Source organism: Moraxella bovis (genome assembly GCF_025985205.1).
Classification (GTDB): Bacteria; Pseudomonadota; Gammaproteobacteria; order Pseudomonadales; family Moraxellaceae; genus Moraxella; species Moraxella bovis.
This window is the reverse complement of sequence record NZ_CP087840.1, coordinates 2,193,094-2,213,372: the sequence shown is the minus strand read 5'-3', so window position 1 is coordinate 2,213,372 and position 20,279 is coordinate 2,193,094. Positions and strand designations below refer to the sequence as shown.

Annotated in this window: 16 protein-coding genes, 1 tRNA gene and 1 other RNA gene; 12 read left to right on the top strand and 6 right to left on the bottom strand. The window is 45.7% G+C overall.

All coding sequences use genetic code 11. The annotated features are described in order from the left end of the window. Positions 1-14: 14 nt before the first annotated feature. The 6 genes from bamA (at position 15) to LP107_RS11220 (ending at position 6,543) form a co-directional block, all read left to right on the top strand. Positions 15-2,411: an outer membrane protein assembly factor BamA gene (gene bamA, locus LP107_RS11245; protein ID WP_078274905.1), complete on the top strand. Its 2,397-nt coding sequence runs from the start codon at positions 15-17 to the stop codon at positions 2,409-2,411. 2 nt (positions 2,412-2,413) lie between these two features. After that, positions 2,414-3,373, top strand: a complete 960-nt coding sequence (gene lpxD, locus LP107_RS11240; protein ID WP_078274906.1) for a UDP-3-O-(3-hydroxymyristoyl)glucosamine N-acyltransferase — start codon at positions 2,414-2,416, stop codon at positions 3,371-3,373. 52 nt (positions 3,374-3,425) lie between these two features. Continuing rightward, on the top strand, positions 3,426-3,914 hold the full coding sequence (gene fabZ / locus LP107_RS11235) for a 3-hydroxyacyl-ACP dehydratase FabZ (protein ID WP_410173932.1): 489 nt from the start codon (positions 3,426-3,428) through the stop codon (positions 3,912-3,914). A gap of 12 nt (positions 3,915-3,926) precedes the next feature. Further along, a complete protein-coding gene (gene lpxA, locus LP107_RS11230; RefSeq protein WP_078274908.1) occupies positions 3,927-4,700 on the top strand; it encodes an acyl-ACP--UDP-N-acetylglucosamine O-acyltransferase in 774 nt (257 codons plus the stop codon). Between the two features lie 203 nt (positions 4,701-4,903). Then, positions 4,904-6,418 carry a sodium-dependent transporter gene (locus LP107_RS11225; RefSeq protein ID WP_078274909.1) on the top strand — a complete coding sequence of 505 codons (1,515 nt, stop codon included), beginning with the start codon at positions 4,904-4,906 and terminating at the stop codon, positions 6,416-6,418. Continuing rightward, positions 6,415-6,543 carry a methionine/alanine import family NSS transporter small subunit gene (locus tag LP107_RS11220; protein ID WP_078274910.1) on the top strand — a complete coding sequence of 43 codons (129 nt, stop codon included), beginning with the start codon at positions 6,415-6,417 and terminating at the stop codon, positions 6,541-6,543. Before LP107_RS11225 ends, LP107_RS11220 begins: the two co-directional genes overlap by 4 nt. Before the next feature lie 259 nt (positions 6,544-6,802). Here the strand turns inward: LP107_RS11220 and nfuA are convergent, their stop codons facing one another. Then, the gene (gene nfuA, locus LP107_RS11215; protein ID WP_029102586.1) at positions 6,803-7,426 is read right to left on the bottom strand and encodes a Fe-S biogenesis protein NfuA; all 624 of its coding nucleotides are present in this window, start codon (positions 7,424-7,426) and stop codon (positions 6,803-6,805) included. Positions 7,427-7,518: 92 nt separating this feature from the next. On the opposite strand from nfuA, the gene LP107_RS11210 reads away from it, so the two are divergent. Together LP107_RS11210 and LP107_RS11205 are read left to right on the top strand one after the other, a co-directional pair. Then, entirely contained in the window at positions 7,519-8,535 is a 1,017-nt protein-coding gene (locus tag LP107_RS11210) for a bifunctional nicotinamide-nucleotide adenylyltransferase/Nudix hydroxylase (protein ID WP_112741861.1), read from the top strand. 10 nt (positions 8,536-8,545) lie between these two features. After that, positions 8,546-9,535, top strand: coding sequence for a hypothetical protein (locus LP107_RS11205; RefSeq protein WP_078274912.1), 990 nt, complete (start codon positions 8,546-8,548; stop codon positions 9,533-9,535). Positions 9,536-9,656: 121 nt separating this feature from the next. Here the strand turns inward: LP107_RS11205 and LP107_RS11200 are convergent. Both LP107_RS11200 and ssrS read right to left on the bottom strand, forming a co-directional pair. Continuing rightward, positions 9,657-9,732 (bottom strand) — tRNA-Asn (locus tag LP107_RS11200). A 136-nt stretch (positions 9,733-9,868) separates the two neighbouring features. Then, positions 9,869-10,059: non-coding RNA, 6S RNA (gene ssrS / locus LP107_RS11195), on the bottom strand. Between the two features lie 121 nt (positions 10,060-10,180). Between ssrS and gpmI the strand changes: the two genes are divergently transcribed. Together gpmI and LP107_RS11185 are read left to right on the top strand one after the other, a co-directional pair. Continuing rightward, positions 10,181-11,737, top strand: coding sequence for a 2,3-bisphosphoglycerate-independent phosphoglycerate mutase (gene gpmI, locus LP107_RS11190; RefSeq protein ID WP_078274913.1), 1,557 nt, complete (start codon positions 10,181-10,183; stop codon positions 11,735-11,737). Continuing rightward, positions 11,734-13,131 (top strand): S41 family peptidase, encoded by a 1,398-nt coding sequence (locus LP107_RS11185; protein WP_228157773.1) that lies wholly within the window; start codon positions 11,734-11,736, stop codon positions 13,129-13,131. The genes gpmI and LP107_RS11185 overlap by 4 nt, the downstream gene beginning before the upstream one ends. A 71-nt stretch (positions 13,132-13,202) precedes the next feature. On the opposite strand, the gene LP107_RS11180 is transcribed toward LP107_RS11185, so the two are convergent. From LP107_RS11180 to LP107_RS11170, 3 genes are all read right to left on the bottom strand, one after another. Continuing rightward, the gene (locus LP107_RS11180) at positions 13,203-15,113 is read right to left on the bottom strand and encodes a sigma-54-dependent transcriptional regulator (protein WP_264682784.1); all 1,911 of its coding nucleotides are present in this window, start codon (positions 15,111-15,113) and stop codon (positions 13,203-13,205) included. 130 nt (positions 15,114-15,243) lie between these two features. After that, positions 15,244-16,959: a sensor histidine kinase gene (locus LP107_RS11175; protein WP_264676110.1), complete on the bottom strand. Its 1,716-nt coding sequence runs from the start codon at positions 16,957-16,959 to the stop codon at positions 15,244-15,246. After that, positions 16,956-17,591 carry a response regulator gene (locus LP107_RS11170; RefSeq protein WP_078274916.1) on the bottom strand — a complete coding sequence of 212 codons (636 nt, stop codon included), beginning with the start codon at positions 17,589-17,591 and terminating at the stop codon, positions 16,956-16,958. Before LP107_RS11170 ends, LP107_RS11175 begins: the two co-directional genes overlap by 4 nt. Before the next feature lie 532 nt (positions 17,592-18,123). On the opposite strand from LP107_RS11170, the gene LP107_RS11165 reads away from it, so the two are divergent. Both LP107_RS11165 and LP107_RS11160 read left to right on the top strand, forming a co-directional pair. Continuing rightward, entirely contained in the window at positions 18,124-19,269 is a 1,146-nt protein-coding gene (locus LP107_RS11165; RefSeq protein ID WP_410173926.1) for a D-alanyl-D-alanine carboxypeptidase family protein, read from the top strand. 258 nt (positions 19,270-19,527) lie between these two features. After that, positions 19,528-20,172: a thiamine phosphate synthase gene (locus tag LP107_RS11160; RefSeq protein WP_112741863.1), complete on the top strand. Its 645-nt coding sequence runs from the start codon at positions 19,528-19,530 to the stop codon at positions 20,170-20,172. The last annotated feature ends 107 nt before the right edge of the window (positions 20,173-20,279 follow it).

Genomic DNA, 20,279 nt, shown 5'->3' with positions numbered 1-20,279 from the left:
TGAGTGAATCTGTTATGCGTACTTCTTTTCTGACTAAAACCTTAACTGCCTCAGTGATGACGGTTATGGCGACTACTGCTTATGCTGACGATACGGTCAGTAGCATTGCCTTTGATGGACTAAGCCGAGTAACTCCCCAGAGTTTGCAAGTAGCACTGCCTTTGGGTGTGGGGCAGGCACTTACCTCAGATGCGTTGGCGGACAGCATTCGTGCGTTATATGCCACCGAGCAGTTCTCCAACGTACAGGCAGATGTTGATGGCGGGCGTGTGGTGTTTCATGTGGCGGAGCGTCCGATTATCGCTGAGCTAAATTTTGATGGCAATAAACTCATTCCTGATGATGGCTTAAAGCAAGGCTTGGAGAGTACGGGACTTGCGGTTGGTAAGGTACTAAAGCAAGCAACCATACAGACCTTGGAGAGCGAGCTTGAAAATCAGTACATCTCACAGGGCTATTATAATGCTGACATTGAAGTTAAACAGACCGAGCTAGATGGCAACCGCGTTAAGTTAGACATTAACTTTGTTGAAGGTAAGCCCGCCAAAGTTGTGGATGTTAATATTATCGGGAATGAGCATTTTAGCGATGAAGAGTTAAAAGATGAGTTTGTGCTTAAGGATAAAAAATGGAATCCCTTGTCCAAAGCCGACCGTTACAGCCAAGAAAAACTAAATGCCAGCCTAGAAAATGTCAAAGCCAAATACCTAAATGATGGCTTTGTGCGTGTCAATGTTGATAATGCAACCCTAAACATCGATGATGAGAAAAAGAAAGTCTTTATTGAGACGACCATCAGTGAAGGTCAGCAGTATAAATTTGGGCAAACGCAGTTTTTGGGCAATCCAACATATAGTGCTGATGAGCTTGCTGAAAAAATCAAATTTACCCAAGGCGGTACCTACTCCCAAAAAGAGTTGGACGAGACCACTGCTGACATTGCCAATAAATTCGGGGATGATGGCTATTACTATGCCCAAATTCGCCCCATCTCACGCATTAATGATGAAACCTTAACAGTTGATGTGGATTATTATATCGACCCTGTGCGCCCTGTTTATGTTCGCCGTATTAACTTCACAGGCAACCTAAAAACCAAAGACGAAGTGCTACGCCGTGAAATGCGTCAGTTAGAAGGGGCGCTCGCATCCAACCAAAAAATCCAGCTGTCTCGTGCCAGACTCATGAGAACGGGCTTTTTTAAAGATGTCAAAGTCGATGTCAAACCTGTGCCAAACAGTCCAGACCAAGTGGACATTAACTACATGGTTGAGGAACAGCCGTCAGGGTCGTCCACCATCGCCGCAGGTTATTCTCAAAGTGGCGGTATGACCTTTCAAGTAGATTTATCTCAATCCAACTTTATGGGAACCGGCAACCGTGCTAATATGTCATTTAGCCGTTCAGAGACCCGTGATAATTACAGCCTAGGCATGACTGACCCTTATTTTACCGTCAATGGCGTCTCCCAAAGTGTTAATGCTTACTACCGTAAGACCAAATACGATGATAAAAACATCTCCAACTATGTATTGGATTCTTATGGGGCAAGCCTAATTTATGGCTATCCCATTGATGAAAAACAGCGTATTAGTGGTGGTTTTACCATGGACAAAACCAAAGTGCGTGGCGGTCAGTGGATGGGCATCTCTAACGTCAAACAGCTGTTAGAAGATGGTGGTAAGGCGGATATTGATACTAACGGTGTCAGCTTTACTAATGATTATACCACTTATGGCGGAGTGCTTGGGTGGAGCTATTCTAGCCTTGATAAGCCCGTATTCCCAACCAAAGGGGTGAGCCATAACGTTGATCTTAACCTAGGGTTTGGTGACCAAAATTACCAAAAAGTCAGCTACCGCCTAAACGCCTATTACCCATTATGGAAAGGTACGGTACTGCGTGGTCATGCTCGTTTAGGTTATGGTAATAATTTACCATTTTATGAAAACTTCTATGCTGGCGGTTATGGTTCGGTACGTGGCTTTGAAGCATCATCATTAGGACCTCAGTCTCAAGCTTATAGACATTTGGCAAATGGCACAAGATCTACCCGTGGCGAAGAAGTGGGTGGTAATGCTTTGGCGACTTTTGGGGCGGAGCTGATTTTACCAGTACCGTTTAAAGGCGACTGGGCAGACCAAGTGCGTCCTGTGTTATTCTTTGATGCAGGTCAAGTATTTGACACTACTAAGCTTGATAAGGAATTGGTGAATTTACCAGCAGTGGGCGTAAGCAATAACAACCTAACTTATATCGAACAAGATAAAGAGCTGCGCTATAGCGTGGGTGCGGGCGTGACGTGGTACACTCCAATTGGTCCAATCTCTTTAAGTTATGCTAAGCCGTTGAATGCCAAAGAAGGCGACCAAACAGAAAAAGTCCAATTTCAAATCGGTAGCGTATTCTAATCATGATTGATTTGGATAAACTTATTTGTGCTATTGAGCGTTGCCAAGCGGTGTTAAACAAACACACATTGGCAAATCGCCATGTGTCGGTTAGCCGTGTGTCGGATTTGGCAGATGCTGATTGTGAGAGTTTGGCATTTTTGGCAAAGGCAAGTTATTTGTCTGATTTGGTGGGAACTTGTGCGGGTGTGGTGCTGGTGTCGGAGCGATTTGCTGGCAAACTGCCCGCCCTGCCTGATACCACCGTTATGCTTGTTAAAGATGCGTATTTGGCGTATGCATCCGTGAGTGGCTTATTTGATTATCAAGCCGATAATGGTATTCATTCCACCGCCATCATCTCACCCACTGCCACCATTGGTAAAAATGCCAAAATTGGGGCGTATGCCGTCATTGGCGATTTTGTGCAAATTGGCGATGATTGTCAGATTGACTCGCACGTTGTTATCGCTCATCACTGTGTCATTGGCGATGAGGTGCAGATTCATGCTCATGCCAGTATCGGCTCGGATGGTTTTGGCTTTGCTCCAAAAATGGGAGCGGACGGACTGGCTTGGCAAAAAATCCACCAGCTTGGGCGTGTTATCATCGGTCATCGTGTGCGTATCGGTGCAAGCACTTGCATTGATAGGGGTGCGGTGGGCGATACTGTGGTTGGCGATGATGTGATTATTGATAATTTGGTGCAAATCGCTCATAACGTCCATATCGGGCGTGGCACGGCGATTGCGTCCATGACAGGGGTGGCAGGCAGTACGCATATTGGGGCAGGCTGTATTATCGGGGGCGGTGTGGGCATTAGCGGGCATTTGACCATTGCAGACGGCACAACTTTGACAGGCAAAACGTTTGTCGCCCAAAGCATTGACAAAGCAGGCTCGTACTCATCAGGCACGACCGCCATGCCCACCCAAGATTGGCGTCGGGCGACCATTAAGTTTCGCCAAAGCGGGCAAAAGTGATTTTATTTAAATGGGCGCATTCATGACAAATTCTACCCTAGACCTAGAACTGATGACCGATGGCGACCACGCACGCCTAATGGCTCAAAACTTGACCTTGCCATTTGGCTATCACGTCATCAAGCGATATTTACCTCATCGTTATCCCTTTATACTCATCGACCGTGTTACAGCGGTGTCGGCAGATAACTGGATTACGGGCTATAAAAACATCACGATTAACGAAGAGTTGTTTAACGGTCATTTTCCTGATAATCCTGTCATGCCGGGGGTGCTTATGGTGGAGGCGATGGCACAGTTGTCGGGTATTTTGGGGTTTGTCAGTGCAGGGCAATCGTCCGAAGATGGCTATTTGTATCTGTTTGCAGGTGTGGATAAAGTGCGTTTTAAAAAACTTGTCAGTACAGGCGATACGCTGGTGATTCGCTCAAAACTCGTTACCGCCAAGCGTGAGATTTATAAATTTGAATGTACTGCTCATGTGGACGGTAAATTGGCGTGCAGTGCTGAGATTATGATTGCCCGTCAAAAGCTGGACTAAGTGGATAGCGTCATGAACATACACCCAACCGCCATTATTAACCCGAGTGCTGTCATACACCCAACCGTTGTGATTGGGGCGTATTGTATTGTGGGTAAAAATACCACGATTGGCGAGGACACCATGTTAAAATCGCACGTCATCGTGGGTGATAATACAACCATTGGCAAGCGTAACACCATTTTTCAGTTTGCCAGCATTGGCGAGATGCCGCAAGATTTAAAATTTACAGGCGAAACCACTTACCTAGAAGTGGGCGATGATAATACCATTCGTGAGTCTTGTACCTTTCATCGTGGCACGGCAGACGGTGGTAATTTGACCAAGATTGGCAACAACAACCTATTTATGGTAAACACTCACATCGCCCATGACTGTATGGTGGGCGACCATAACGTCCTTGCCAATAACGTGGGCGTGGCAGGTCATGCCCATATCGGTAATTATGTGATTGTTGGTGGGCAGACGGGTGTACACCAATTTTGTCGGATTGATGATTATGCGATGATTGGTGGGGCAAGCCTGATTTTAAAAGATGTCTGTGCCTTTACCACCGTATCGGGCAACCCATCTACAGTGCATGGGCTCAACAAAGAAGGCATGAGACGAAAAGGGTGGAGCAAAGAAACCATTGAGACATTGGATAGAGCCTATGACGTAGTGTTTCGTTCTGGTAAAATCAAGGCGGACGTGATTGCTGAGCTGTCCACTTGGGTGGCGGATGAGCCAAAAGTGGCGTTGTTTATCGAGTCGCTACAAAATAGCAAGCGTGGACTGATTCGCTAATTTCAAGTCTACAAATGTTATCACCAACCCATAATATTTTGTTATGGGTTTTTATTTTTTTATTTATTTGACTTTTTTAATTGATTCAATCAAACTATGCAGGACAAAATATTTTTACAAAATTTAACAGATTTGGCATAACAGATGACAATGGGTAAATTCTCCATTAAATGGAGTTGCCAAAACATTAACAAGGAGTAATTATGTCCACACAACGAGAAAGTTGGTCGGCACGCTCAGGCTTTATTTTGGCGGCGATTGGGTCGGCGGTAGGCTTGGGCAACATTTGGCGTTTTCCTTATGTGTCCTATGAAAATGGTGGTGGGGCGTTTTTTATTCCCTATCTCATTGCTTTGGCAACCGCAGGGTTTCCCTTGCTGTTTTTGGATTATGTCGCAGGGCAAAAATATCACGGAGCTCCGCCTACCGCTTATCGGCGAATGATTAAATCAAAAGAAATCGTGGGCTGGTGGCAGGTGCTGGTGTGTACCGTCATTGGGATTTATTATGCGTCCGTGTTGTCATGGGCAGGGCAATACACCCTATACGCCTTTGGGCAACAGTGGGGCGATGACCCGCAGACGTTTTTCTTTGAACATTATTTGCAAAATGGCTCGGGGCTAGATTTTGGCATTGTGCCTAGTCTGTTTATCGGGGTGGCTATCGTCTGGGTGTTGGTGCTGTTTATCATGTATGGCGGTATCCGAAAAGGCGTGGAGCTTGCCAATAAAATCTGCATTCCGCTCCTTGTTATCATGTTTACCATCATGGTCTTGCAAGCGGTACAGCTAAACGGTGCGTCCGCAGGTCTAAATGCCATTTTTACCCCCAACTGGGAAAAAATGGCTGATCCTAAGGTCTGGCTTGCCGCTTACGGACACGTCTTTTTCTCCATGTCTATTGGCTTTGGGATTATGGTAACGTACTCATCTTATTTAAAGAAAAATGCCAATTTGACAGGCTCAGGACTGGTGGTGGGTTTTGCCAACTCATCGTTTGAAGTCATGGCAGGCATTGGGATTTTCTCGGTGCTGGGCTTTATGGCAACCCAATCAGGCGTGCCTGTATCAGAAGTGGTATCGGGCGGTATCGGCTTGGCGTTCATCGCTTTTCCAAGAATTATTTCTAACATGGGCGACGCTGGTACGCTCATTGGTATTTTGTTTTTTGGTTCGCTGTTTGTGGCGGGTGTTACGTCTATGGCAAGTATCCTACAAGTACCAATCTCAGCGGTCAAGGACAAATTCGGCTGGTCGCACAAAAAAGCGGTTAGCGTGGTCGGTGGTGTATCGGCTCTCATCTCACTCGCTTTATTTTCTACCAAAACGGCGATTACCTTTGTGGACGTGATTGACCATTTTGCCAATAATATCGGCGTGGTAACAGGGGCGATTTTGTCCATTGTTTGGGTAACGTGGTTCAACCGTCCTGTCATGGATAAGCTCATGAACCACATCAACGCCATTTCTAGTGTAAAAGTGGGCAAGGGCTGGGCATTTATGCTGACCATTGTTACGCCCATTTCGCTCATCGTGGCGTTGGTGCTAAGCGTGTTTTCGCTGGTTACTAAAGGCTATGACAGCTATGATTTGGCAACTCAGCTTGTCTTTGGTTGGGGTGTGGTGGCAGTGTTTGCACTCGGTTCATTCTTATTGACCAAGGCACCTGCTCACACCACACATCATCAGCATAAATCCATAGAAGGAGAAAACGCATGAACGGTACCGCATTAGCAGTCATGGTGGTGGCTTTATCTATCGTTTGGGGTGGGTTGATATTATCTATCATTCACTTAACCAAAAATCCCGACATTGACATGGATAAAGTGCCAAGCGACCATTAACCATTAGAGTAAAAACGGCAATCATATTGCCGTTTTTTTAAGGTAAATTTATTTAACATAATACATTTTGATTTTCATAATTTAGTATTTTGGGGTGTGGGGGTGATCCACTTGTTCAAAACCAAAATTCTATCACAGGGCAAATTGCAATTTGCCCCCACAAGTCCACTAAAAGCATGATTGATTAACAACACCTAAATTTAAAAGAGCGGAGCATTAAAAACGGGCAAATCCATGCCCTTTTATCTTTTTTAACTAATTATTTATAATACGCATTTTCGGTTTTGGTGTGGTCGGTTTCGTCAATGACTTGGGTCAGTTCGGGAATTTGTTGTTTGAGCTGAACTTCCACGCCTTGACGTAAGGTAACGTCCACCGCACTGCACCCTTGACAGCCACCACCGAATTTTAGCACGGCGGTTTTGCCTGCATCATCTTCGATGACTTCCAAAAGCTCCACATGACCGCCATGACTGGCAAGTTGGGGATTGATCTCGGCTTGCAAAACATAAGTAATCCGCTCTTCAATGCTGGCATTTTCGCCCACTTGGGGGACTTTTGAGTTGGGGGCTCTAAATGTCAGCTGACCGCCAAAACGGTCTTTGTTATAGTCAATCACCGCATCATGCAGATAAGGAATGCTCGGTGCGTCAATGTGGGCGACAAATTTGTCATAAGGAATTTGCAAATCGTCTTCGTCAATCTCATCGGGCTGGCAGTAGCTCATACAACATTCGGCTCGGGGTGTGCCTGCGTGTTCCACAAAAATACGCACGCCAATGCCGTCCACTTCCTGCTTGGCAAGCAGTTCTGCCAGATAGTCTTGGGCGCTCGGTGTGATGATGATGTTACTGCTCAAAGGCTCGTTTTGCAAATCGCTCATGGTAAAAACTCAATAATAAAGATAAAATTTATGCTTTTATGGTAACATAATCGCTTTTATCAAGTTTAATTTTTTAAATAATGAGATTTAACATGGTTCAATTTGATTATTTGGTGTTTATCGGGCGATTTCAGCCGTTTCATCATGGGCATGAATTTGTCGTGCGTGAAGCTCTAAGCCGTGCCAAAACCGTCATCATGCTCATCGGTTCGGCAAATAGCCCACGCACCATCAAAAACCCATTTAGCTTTGATGAGCGTGAAAGCATGATTTTAAAAGCGTTTGAAAATGACACAGCCGACAGCGAGCGTATCATCTGCATGCCCATTGATGATACGCTCTACAACGACCACAAATGGCTCCAAAACGTCCAACAAGCGGTCTCATTCATCACCCAAAACGAACCTGCCAACATTGGTATCATTGGACACACTAAGGACGACAGTTCGTATTATTTGTCGTTATTCCCTGATTGGGGTTTTGTTGAATTGCCCAGTTTTGAAAATTTGTCCGCCACACCGCTAAGACGGGCGTATTTTTTGGATGAACGTCTAAAAAATGGCGATGATTGGCAAGATAAAATGCCTGCCCCGAGCGTGGCTTTTTTACAAAAATTTGCCCAAACGGACGATTTTACTCATCTGCAACGTGAATACCGCCATGTCCTAGATTATCAAAAGGCGTGGCAGTCCGCCCCGTATCCGCCTGTATTTGTAACGGCAGATGCGTTGGTGGTGCAGGCAGGTCATGTGCTACTCATCGAGCGTGGGGGCGAATATGGGCGTGGGCTGTATGCGTTGGCGGGCGGATTTTTGGATAAAGATGAGAGCCTGCTTGACTGTGCCTTGCGTGAATTACAAGAAGAGACGGGGCTTATCATCAGCCCAAGCACCCTAAAAGCAAGCCGTACCTTTGATGCTCCTGACCGTTCGGCTCGTGGACGGACAGTAACGACAGTGTTTTATTTTGAACTGACAGGCGACAAGCTACCCGATGTGGCAGGGGGTGATGATGCCAGCCTTGCGTTTTGGTTACCGCTTGGCGAGCTTGACGGTCGCATGATGTTTGAAGACCATTATAGTGTGATAACTAAGGTGTTGGGGTTGTAGGGGTACTTTGATGAGATGGTTGCTTTGTTTGATGATGTTTATGAGTGTTTGTGCTTATGCAAACAGCCATCCAAATGCTGATGAGCTGATTGGTTGTTTAAAACATGACGAAGACAAGCCTTATCAGAGCATGATGTGTCTTTTGCCCAATCAGCGTGTGATGATAAGTGCGATGGGCATGGTAGCGTTTGGCAGTTATCGACTTGCGGATGATGTGATGTCTATTGAGATGGATAAGCCTTCTGTGTTTGCCGTGATGAGTAGGCATAACCGTTATCAAGACGGCACACGTCTTCATATCAAGGGGCGAAGTGATGAAGATGGTTTTTTATTACAAATTAATGATGATGAGCCAAATTATGTCTCTGGTAGTCATGCTTATTTGTGTCATGGTAATGATGTCAATACCTTGAAGTTTTATGCTAACATGAATGAAGTGGGTAAAGATGGCAGAGAGTACCAAGAGAGCTATGCATGGCAAAATGCTGTTCCGAGCGGTCATAATGACATCATTGTCATGTATAGCACCAAACGAGAGCGATTTAGCCAAAGTTTTAGTTATAAGTTGATGGCTGATAATGGGCGGATTTATTTCATACAAGATGGGGAGGATGAGACAGTAGGGCGAGCGTATCTTAGTCGTGATGAGAGCGAGCTTGATTTTATTGATGAGTATTTTGATGATAATGGCAATCCCATTGTGGAAAAATTAAACGACCCTAATTTTATCCTGTTAAATGGGTTTAACCAAATAGACATCCTGATGAGTGATGATGAGTCGTATGGGTGGGATTTGGATATGTTTGATTATCATGAAAACGGTGATTATTATACGGTCAAACCTGAGTATTCATCTGAATTTTATACCAAAGATGATAAAATCTATCGGTATCATTGGGCGTCAAACCAGCCTAAAAAGACGGCAAAGACAGATATGAATAAGTATCAAGACATCCGTCAAGGGCGATGGCAGTGCCAAGCAATCGCAAATGATTGGTGATGGGGTGTGGGCATGATGGTGTGGTTTTTATCATCATGCCTATGATATCAAACAAATAATAAAAGAGCCAAAAATGAAAAAGCAAAAACCCTTTTCCAAAACAGAAAAGGGTTTTTAAATATGGCTCCCCAACCTGGGCTCGAACCAGGGACACACGGATTAACAGTCCGATGCTCTACCGACTGAGCTATTGGGGAATAACTTGTCGTATCAAGTGATTGCGTATTATATAGATTTTTGATAACTTGTCAAGGAAATTTTTTAAAAAATGATAAAAATTTTAATATTAAAAATATTTTTGTTTAAAATCAATATTTTGAAAAGCATAAAAAATAAAAAACCGAAACACCGCTGTCAAGTGTTGCCCATGAACCAAGTAGTTCAAGGCGGGTAAATCTTTGCTGTTTTAGGTTTCCCGATACATCAGATGATGCGGGCATACGCACCACAGCAAACAGTCATTACCCTGTAAGTGTGATTATCGGCTCAGGTGTATTCTCAACTGGCGAATGTTTCAGTGGCTCTATTGTACGATAATTTTGTAAAAATTTCAAGATTTGGGCGGTTTTTGCCGTGCCGAATGGGGGTATTTTGTGATAAAATGAGAAATGATTTATCATTTTGATTTGTTAAAAAGGCTTTATCATGAAAAAAATTCCCCATGTTTTGATGATTTTGGACGGTGTCGGACATCGAGAAGACCCCCGAGACAACGCCGTTTATACCGCCAAAAAACCCAATCTAGACACGCTCATGGCGACCTGTCCGCATGGGCTTATCTCAGGCTCAGGGCAGGACGTGGGTTTGCCTGACGGTCAATTTGGCAATTCAGAAGTGGGGCATATGAACCTAGGAGCGGGGCGGATTTTGTACCAAGACTCTACCCGTATCATGAATGACATTAGCTCGGGCGAATTTTTTAATAATGACGTGCTGGTTAAAGCGGTCAAGGATACGGTGGCAAATGAAGGGGCGGTGCATATCTTGGGCTTGCTGTCGGACGGTGGGGTTCATGCTCACATTGACCACATTAAGGCGACCGCCAGACTTGCCGTAGAGCAGGGGGCAAGCCAAGTGTTCGTTCATGCGTTTTTGGACGGGCGAGATACTCCGCCAAAATCGGCAGACGGCTATGTGGCGGATTTGGAGCAGTATTTGGCAACTCTTAGCCAAGAGTTTGATGCCGAAGCCAAAATCGCAAGCTGTATCGGACGCTTTTTTGCCATGGACAGAGACAAGCGGTGGGATAGGGTGGAGCAGGCGTACGACCTGATGACCCAAGCCAAGGCGGTGCGTGAAGCGGACAGTGCCAGTCATGCCATAGAGCTTGCTTATGGGGCGGACGAGACTGATGAATTTGTACAGGCAACCATCATTGATGATAATGGTGTGATAGCGGACAATGACGGCGTGATTTTTGTCAATTTTCGGGCTGACCGTGCCAGAGAGATTAGTGGGGCCTTTGTGAGTGCTGATTTTGATGGCTTTAATCGTAAGGCAACGCCTGAGCTGTCCACCTTTGTCATGATGACCAAATATTCTGATGAGTTGGAGGCTAACCCCAAAACAACGGTGGCGTATTATCCCACAAGCCTTGCCAACACACTGGGCGAATACCTGCAAAATCACGGCAAAACTCAGCTTCGCATTGCCGAAACCGAAAAGTACGCTCATGTTACGTTCTTTTTTAGTGGTGGACGTGAAGAGCTGTATGACGGCGAAAAGCGCATTTTGGTAAACAGCCCTGATGTCAAAACCTATGACCAAAAGCCCCAGATGAGTGCTTTTGAAGTAACCGATAAGCTAAAAGAGGCGATACTCTCAGGCGAGTTTGACGTGGTCATCATCAACTACGCCAATGGCGACATGGTGGGGCATACAGGCGTATTTGATGCGGCGGTCAAGGCGGTAGAGGCGGTGGATACCTGTATCGGTGAGATAGTCAGTGCGGTGCGTGAGATGAGTGGTCATCTGCTCATTACCGCCGATCACGGTAACTGCGAGCAAATGCAAGACTATGATAGCGGGCAGGTGCATACTCAGCACACGACCGAATTTGTGCCGTTTATTTACGTGGGCGACAAGCAAGTGAGCGTGCGGACGGGTGGACGACTGTGTGATGTCGCTCCGACCATTTTGTACCTAATGGGCATGCAAAAACCTGCCGAGATGACAGGGATAAGCCTATTGGTGGATGTATGAAACTGACAAAAACACTACTGGCGAGCATGGTGGCTTTATCGCTAAGTGTGCCGATGACAAGCCATGCCGAGCTACCCAAAGCCATTAGTACGCCCATCAATAAAGTAGCAAATCTGCTCGGCTTTGGCGATGATGTGCAAGCTGACAGCGGTCTGGATGTTGAGGCAGAGACAGGCGAGCAGATGGATGCCCAAGACCCGACAAGCCCGACACTTGATGCCTTAGGCAGTAAGCCTAATACACTGCATGGCATAGAAGGGCTTCATCAGGGGCGTGTGCCGTTGGGGGCGGTGTCGCCAAACACCCTAAAAACCTTTGTGTCGGTGGTGGATTTGGTGCGTCGTGACTATGTCGAAGAAGTTAGTGATGAGAAGCTCTTTGAAAATGCGATGAGTGGCATGCTGACAGGGTTAGATAGCCATGCTGAGTTTTTGGACAAAGAAGCCTTTGCCAATCTACAATCATTCACCGCAGGCAACGTGGCGAACATCGGACTGTCAGCAGTGTGGCAAGCTGATGAAGAGCATTGGGTCGTCACCGATATTCATGAAGACTCATCTGCCAAGCGTGCTGGTGTGAAAGTGGGGGACTATCTACATCAAGTGGGCGATACTAAGCTGTCCGACAGTCATAGTGAGAATGATGTCAAGCAGTTATTAAATGGCATTGCAGGCACGCAGGTAGACATTGTAATATCAAGTGCAGGGCGTAACAAAAGACGACTCACCGCTCAGCGTAATGAAGTACTAAAAAGCAATGTTGAAACCAGTATCGTCGGTGGGGTAGCCGTCATTAAGCTCCCTGTGTTTCAAAATAACACCCGTCAGCAGATTTTGGAGAGCTTGGGGCAGGCGGGCGTACCGATATCAGGGGTGATATTGGACGTGCGTAATAACCCTGGTGGGGTCTTAGAGTCAGCAGGGGCAGTGGCATCGCTCTTTATGCGTAATCAGACGTTGGTGCAGGTGGCAGGGCGACAAGGGGTAGAGCGAGAGCTAAAAACCGAAGGCTCGCCACTGCTGATTGATTTGCCAGTGATGATACTACAAAACCGCTATTCGGCATCGGCCGCCGAAGTGCTTGCCAGTAGCTTGCAGTCGCAAAAGAGAGCGTTGATAGTGGGTGAGACGAGCTATGGTAAAGGCTCGGTGCAGTCGGTCATCCCTATCGGTGATGATCAAGCAGTTAAGATGACCACCGCTCATTACCTGACTGCCGATGGCAAGCAAATTGATGGGGTAGGGGTCGTGCCTGATGTGACATTTAATAAATCTACCAATTTGGCACCGACCATGATGGCGGTATCTGACGTGTGGCTGTCGCAAGCACTCATCTTGATGGATGGAGCAAAACTAGAAACAGGCGTGGAGTTTGCTCCTGTGGGTGGATTCTAGGCGTGTAAAAAAGGGGTATTTAGATGAACACCCCTTTTTGTGGCTGATTTTTATGGTTGGTATGTCAGAAGTTATTCATCGTCGCCATCATCGATATCAAGTTTTTTCATGCGATAACGCAGAGAGCGAAAGGTCATGCCAAGCAGTTTGGCGGCTTGGGTTTTATTACCTCCTGCCCGCTGTAAAGCGTTGCAGATTATTTGACGTTCTTGGTCAATCAAGTAAGCTTCTAGTCCTTGACTGGGTAGTTCGCCGTTTGCCAAATTTTCATGCTCTGACAAATTTAGGTTGTCAAAAGCTTGGCTGACACTATTTGAGTCAAGTGGACTGACTTTTTGGGATTTTGGGGTGGATAAGGGCGTGCCATAGTTGGCAGAAGCGATGATGTTTAGACCTAGGGTAATGGGCTTGGGCTCTTTATTTTCTTTGATGACGGTATTGGCGGTATAGGTTGGTCGCTGGTCATGATAGGGTGATACCTTGATGACATTGGAAGAGGTGGGGATGTCATTGGCAGTAGTGTTGATCGCCTCTGTTGCAGGTTCGGACGGTACAAGCGTGATGATGTCATCATGGCTTACATGAGATGGGGTATCATCTGATTCTGATATGTCGTGAACATCATCTAGCATGAGATGATGGGCATCAATCTCATCGCTGTCGCTCATGGTAACAGCACGCTCTAAGATGTTTCTAAGTTCACGCACGTTGCCTTTAAAATTATGATAGGTCAGCACATCGATGGCATCGTCGGTTAGGCTAAGATTATCAAGCTTCCAGTCTTTGGCAATCATGTTCAAAAAATGCTCAGCTAACATGGGAATGTCATCACGACGGTCATTTAAATCAGGAAGTTTGACTTCAATGACGTTAATGCGATAGAACAAATCTTGACGAAACGCCCCTTTTTGTACCAAATCCGCCAAATTCTTGTGTGTGGCACAGACAATGCGAATGTCCACAGGCACTTCTTTGGTGTCACCAATGGCCCGTACAGTTTTTTCTTGGATGGCACGCAGGAGCTTGACTTGCATGGCAAGGGGCAAGTCCGCCACTTCATCCAAAAACAGCGTGCCACCATCGGCTTGCTGGAACAGTCCGATTTTATCCGATGTCGCCCCTGTGAAGCTGCCTTTTTTGTGTCCAAAAAATTCACTCTCCATTAGCTCAGATGGTATCGCCCCACAGTTTACGGGTACAAAGTTGCCATTGCGACGACCACTTAGATCATGAATGAGTCGTGAGACGACTTCTTTGCCCGTACCAGAACCGCCCCATAAAAATACCGGAGCCTGTGAGCGAGCCAGTTTTTTGATGGTGGAGCGTAGCTGTTTCATGGGGCGAGAATCACCAATGAGCCGACCGCCAAAAATGTCATCGTCACTGACGACGGTGACAGGCGTGGATGACTTGCTTTTTTTGGCGCTGTTTTGACCTGTTTTTTGGGGCTTATCTTTGCTAGTTTCGGTGTTGTGCTCTGTGTCTGTCTTGGTATCATTTTCTGTGGGTGCAACCAGCTCACCTGTCAAAGGATTGGGTGGAATGGCGGTACTGACACTTTTTTCTTGGCTACCATCTTGTGGTATGTCATCTTCGGTGCTTTGGATGATGGTTTCATTGACTTTTAGGGCGGACTGAGCCAACTGACGCAGGCGAGGCAAATCCAATGGTTTATTGACAAAGTCAAACGCTCCGATTTTCATCGCTTCAATGGCGACATTGACATCGCCGTGTGCGGTAATGACTGCCACAGGCGTGGTTGTGGTTTTGGTAACAAGCTCCACAATCTCCATGCCAGAGCCATCAGGTAAGGCAAGGTCAGTCAGACAAAAATCATAATGATTGTCCGCCAAAAAGGCTCTGGCACTTGCCATATCATAGGCGACGTTCGTATCCACACCCATTTTGTTTAGAGTGATTTGCATGAGACGACACAGGTCGGCTTCATCATCAATGATTAGGGCGAGTGGCTTATCTTGCATGAATATTCCCAATAATTTAGATATGCTCTATTATATAGGATTTTTACACAAAACCCAACATACAGAGATTTTACGGTAAAATTAAGTGGATGAATGTATCAAGCAAAGGTGGTTGGGTGCTGACCAAACATCAGGTAACTGGCGTGTTAGAGACAATCAAGCGAAAACAGCTTTTGTCATCTTCTCTAAAATAGCGAATCTTGGCGTTATTGGCTTCACTAAATGATTGGGATAGATACAGACCTAGCCCCGTGCCTTTTTTGCTGGTGGTAAAAAATGGATTAAATAGGCTTGCCAAATTCTTCTCGCTTACGCCTTCACCGTGATCTAGTACATCAATAAACGCCCCTGTTTTGGTCTTGGTTAGACGTATTTCCACATCATTATCATGGAATTGATGAATGGTGTGGTATAAGGCGTTATTAATGAGATTTGTCATGACTTGTTCTAGCTGATTGGCATCAAAATAGAACAAGATAGGCTTGGCAGTGTCGCCCGTTACAATGATGAATTCGTGTGGATAATGCTCCGCTAAAAACTGTCGCACCCAACTTGGTGCGTCTAGGGCGGACTGATTGGGTATCTCTTGGCGAGATAGGCTTAGTACATCAGAGATGATGGAATTGACCCGTTTGGTCTGCTGATAAATCATCTCATAAAACTCAGCATTGACATCATCATCACGCACATCTTCCATGAGTAGCTGACTGGCTTGGCTGATGGCGGCGAGGGGGTTTCGTATTTCATGGGCGATACTGGCAGAGAGCTGACCTAGGCTGGCGAGTTTTAGTTGTTGGGCGTGGCTTTGTTCACGGCTCAAATCTTCGATGATGAGAATCTGCCCGTGTTCTAATAGGGGCTTGGAGCTGATGCGTAGCTTATCGGCAAGGTGAGTTTGGCTCATGTTGGCTTCGTCATGAGTTTTGGGTGGTATGTCATAGATGAGCTCGGCTGACTGGTTGGGGGCAAGTGAGCGATACCAACCGATGATTTTGGGGTGATGTTTAATGATAATACGAGACAGCTCAATGATTTTGGCAGGGCTGTCACAGGCATTGTTATCAATGGGTAGATGCAAAAGACGTTGGGCGGCGTTATTTATCATGATGATGTTACGCTCAGGGTCTAGCACCAACACGCCGTTTACCATGTTCTTGACAACAGCTTGGTTGATGGTGTGGAGCTTTTCCACTTCATCGGCATGATCAAGTAGGGACCTCTCGGCTTTGGCGAGTCGCTGAGAGATGGACCAACTTAAAAAACCCACCGCAATCAAGCTTACCGACAACAGTAGACTGTCATTGATGGTAAGTAAGTTTTTTTCGGTCGTCGGTGTCTCAAAGAAAAAGCGAAAAGACTGTTGGTAGATGAGCGCTGAGACAGTCATGAGTGTGATGGCGGTCGCTCGGGATAGGGACAATAGCATGTAGCTTGCGGCGATGACCACCATGTATAGTAGGGTGATTTGAAAATCACTGATTTTGCCATACAGAGCAAATAAGGTCAAAAAAACAACGTCCACCACAAAGCCTGATAACAACTGCAATCTTGACCGTTTTTTTATCATAAAAAAAGCAAATAACAGCACCAAAGCGACAACAACATAAATACTAAATACCGTCTGCTCTAAAAAAGTAGGCTCGGTGGGTAGACCCGCCTTGCCACGGTTGAGTAAAAAGTTTGCCATGAGCAAAAAGCAGGCGGTGATAAAACGATAGAAGCCATAGGTAAGTCCAAGCTGACGCACACGCATCGTGGAAATGAGAGCTTCTTCGTGAACATTGGCGGACAAAAACCACAGTTTTCGCACCCATGTTTTGGTGTGTCTGATGGGAGATGGGCTCATGTATTGACCAGTCCGTGACGTATGGCAAGATGGGTGAGTTTGACATCAGAATCCACACCCAGTTTTTCAAAAATTCGATAACGGTAAGTGTTTACGGTTTTGACACTCACAAATAAACTGTCGGCAATTTGACTGGCACTTTGGCAGTTTGCTACCATCATGGCGACTTGTTTTTCACGTGCAGACAAACTGTCAAAAGGGTTGGCTTTTTTGTCAAGCACGCTTTGGGCAAGCACATCGGCAATCTCATGACTAAAATATTTACCGCCTGCCTTGACTTTTTTGATGGCGGTTATCATCTCACTGATGGGGGTGCCTTTGGTGATGTAGCCGTCTACCCCTGCCTTTAAAAGCATGGATGGGTAAGGTTCAGCCACCAAGCTAGACACTGCCAGAACCTTGATGTACTCATCAAGCTGTTTAATCCGTCGTGTCGCCTCCACGCCACCGATGTTGGGCATATTGACATCAAGCAGCACCACGTCAGGAGCGAACTTGCGGGTCATTACCACTGCCGTCTCACCACAGCCTGCTTCACCAACAACTTCAATGTCAGAATCATCGCTAAGCATGCGACTGATGCCCATCCGCACCAATTCGTGGTCGTCTACAATGAGTACTTTTATAGTCATCTTGCCCACCTAACTCTAAATCATGCTAAAATTGTTAAAATCGCTTAAAATGTGTACAATTAAGCACTTAAATTTAAAAAATCATCCAAAATGGCTCAAAAATTGCAACATTCATTGGGCTAATCATTGATTGTTGTTATCTTTAAATAATCTTGATAATTGTAGCAACTAAATTTTAATCAATCAAACTTTTTTAACAAAATGTTAGCAAATTTTGCTTATAATTTGCCAAAATGTTATAAAAATTTTACCCAATTCTTACGATAAGATATAACTGATAAACTCATCCTTGATTGGTATAAGAATGTGTTAAATTTGCTTACAAATTTACTTAAAAACTTTGATTTTTAGCATAAAAAAGTGGTTTTGTTATGTTAGAATAAAAAAATAGGCGGCTCTCGTCTCATGGTATTAGCCACTGGCGTTAAGGAGGATGCTAAGTGGTGTAGAGGACTGTATTACTGACCCAAGCTAGGTGCCAAGGTCTAAAAGCAAGTCCGCATTTCGTCACACACCAACTAGAGTAACATTTATGTCATACAGCCCAAAACCTAGCCGTGCCAAGCGTCTTATCAGCTCCCTGAGTGTATCAGTACTGTCATTGATGACGGTGTCTGCCCATGCGTTTTTGGTGGACAACAGCCAACAAAAAACCATCTATATCGGCAAAGGCAATGCCCAGAACATGCAAGCGGTTACCGTCCAAGAGATTCCACCTGCGACCACGACCATTCAGCAGACTCGCACTTATACTAACACCAATACAGCCCCCAACACCTACAATCAAGGCTACACCAACACTCAGGTAACCCGAAGCTCTGTTCCTGCTGGTACGACTACTTCTCAGCCCTTTGCCATTCAGCCTTATGGACAGCAGACCAATTATGGCAGTAGTTACCAATATGGCGAGCAGTTGCCTATTAGCACAAAATCTGCCGCCGCCATCGTATTTGACCTACAAACAGGTCAGCCCATCTATCAAAAAAATGCTGATGCTGTACGCTCTATCGCTTCTGTAACCAAGGTTATGACAGCGATGGTGCTGATGGATGCAGGGCTTGACATGCGTGAAGAGATTGTGATTGAACCATCGGACTTTATCGCCGCCAAAAAAGCAAGCTCTAACCTACGCTCGGGCGACCGTATGAGTCGTAGTGAATTCATGCTCCTTATGCTTATGAAGTCAGAGAACCCTGCTGCCAAGGCTCTAGCCCGTACTTACCCTGGTGGTTATGATAACTTTATCTGGGCGATGAACCAAAAAGCCAAAAGCTTGGGCATGAACAGCACAAGCTACTCTGACGCATCAGGTCTTGACCCACGCAACCGCTCATCAGCGAACGACCTAGTGAAGATGATGCGAGCGGTGAATTCTGACCCACGTTATCAGACTGTGCGTAACTTCTCAACCGCCCCAAACTATGACTTTTATGTCAATAACTACAACTCAGGTTCACGCACTTACAAAGCTCAAAATACCAGTCGTCTCATCCGTGCAGGCAATCACCCGATTGGCGTGTCAAAGACAGGCTTTATCCGTGAGGCAGGTTATTGCTATGTGATGGAAACCCATGTCAATAACCGTCCTGCCGTCGTTGTACTGCTCGGTGCCAGTGCTTCTAACAGCCGTTGGGACGATGCCGAGGACATCCTAACTCAGCTTGCCTATCGTTATTAATCATCCTATTGACAGCAAAAAAGACCCGACCATTGGGTCTTTTTGTTATTTATTATTTTGATAAATTGACTATAATATCGATATATCCAAGAAACATTAAAGTTACTACAAACGCAATGATGTGTGGATGTAGGGGTGTGCTGAGCACGCCTTATAAAAAAAGACACATCAAAGGTGTGCTCAGCACACCCCGACAAAACCCGTGGTAAATATCAAGTTCGTTAGGCATACCAACCAGCCCTGCTCCAAGGACGACTCATGACCGCCCCCAAACTATATCTGCTTACCAATGATGAAGACATTCATACCCTAAGCGACAAATTAGAACGTGCCTTTGATACGGGCGTGGTATCACTACTACAAATCCGCCGTCAGCAGACCGCCCATGTCTTTGATTTGATTACACTCTACCAAGAGACCGAGATTCTCATCAGTCTAGCGGACAAATACGACATTCCCACGGTTATTAATGAAAATCTAGAACTCGCCTCCCACTTTAACACAGGGCTACATCTGTCAGGGACGATGAGTGTGCGAGTGGCACGAGAGATACTGGGCGATGGCGTGCATGTCGGTCGTAGTTGTCATGGCGATGTGGCGGTATTTAGAGAGGCCAAAAAACAAGGGGCAAGCTATGGGGCGATGGGGGCAATGTTTGGCACAATGACCAAGCCACTGGCTAAGACCGTCAGTAGCGAGACGCTAACTCGTGCTCACAAAGTGGGCTTGCCCCTGTGTCTGATTGGCGGGATAAGTCTAAATAGCATGGACGAGCTTCGCCAAAAGGTCGGTGAAATACCCATTGATTATGTCGCTGTGACCACGGACATCCTGCACCACAGCCCTGAGATGGTTACAGCAAAATGCCAAGCATGGCGTCGCTACCTAGAAACATGGGATTGATGGTTTTTAAAAATGACATCATTATAAAAAGTACCATCATTTGCTGTCATGATAACATTGAGAAAATCCAAAAAGTTATGCTAAAATAGCGTTACTTTATGTCACCA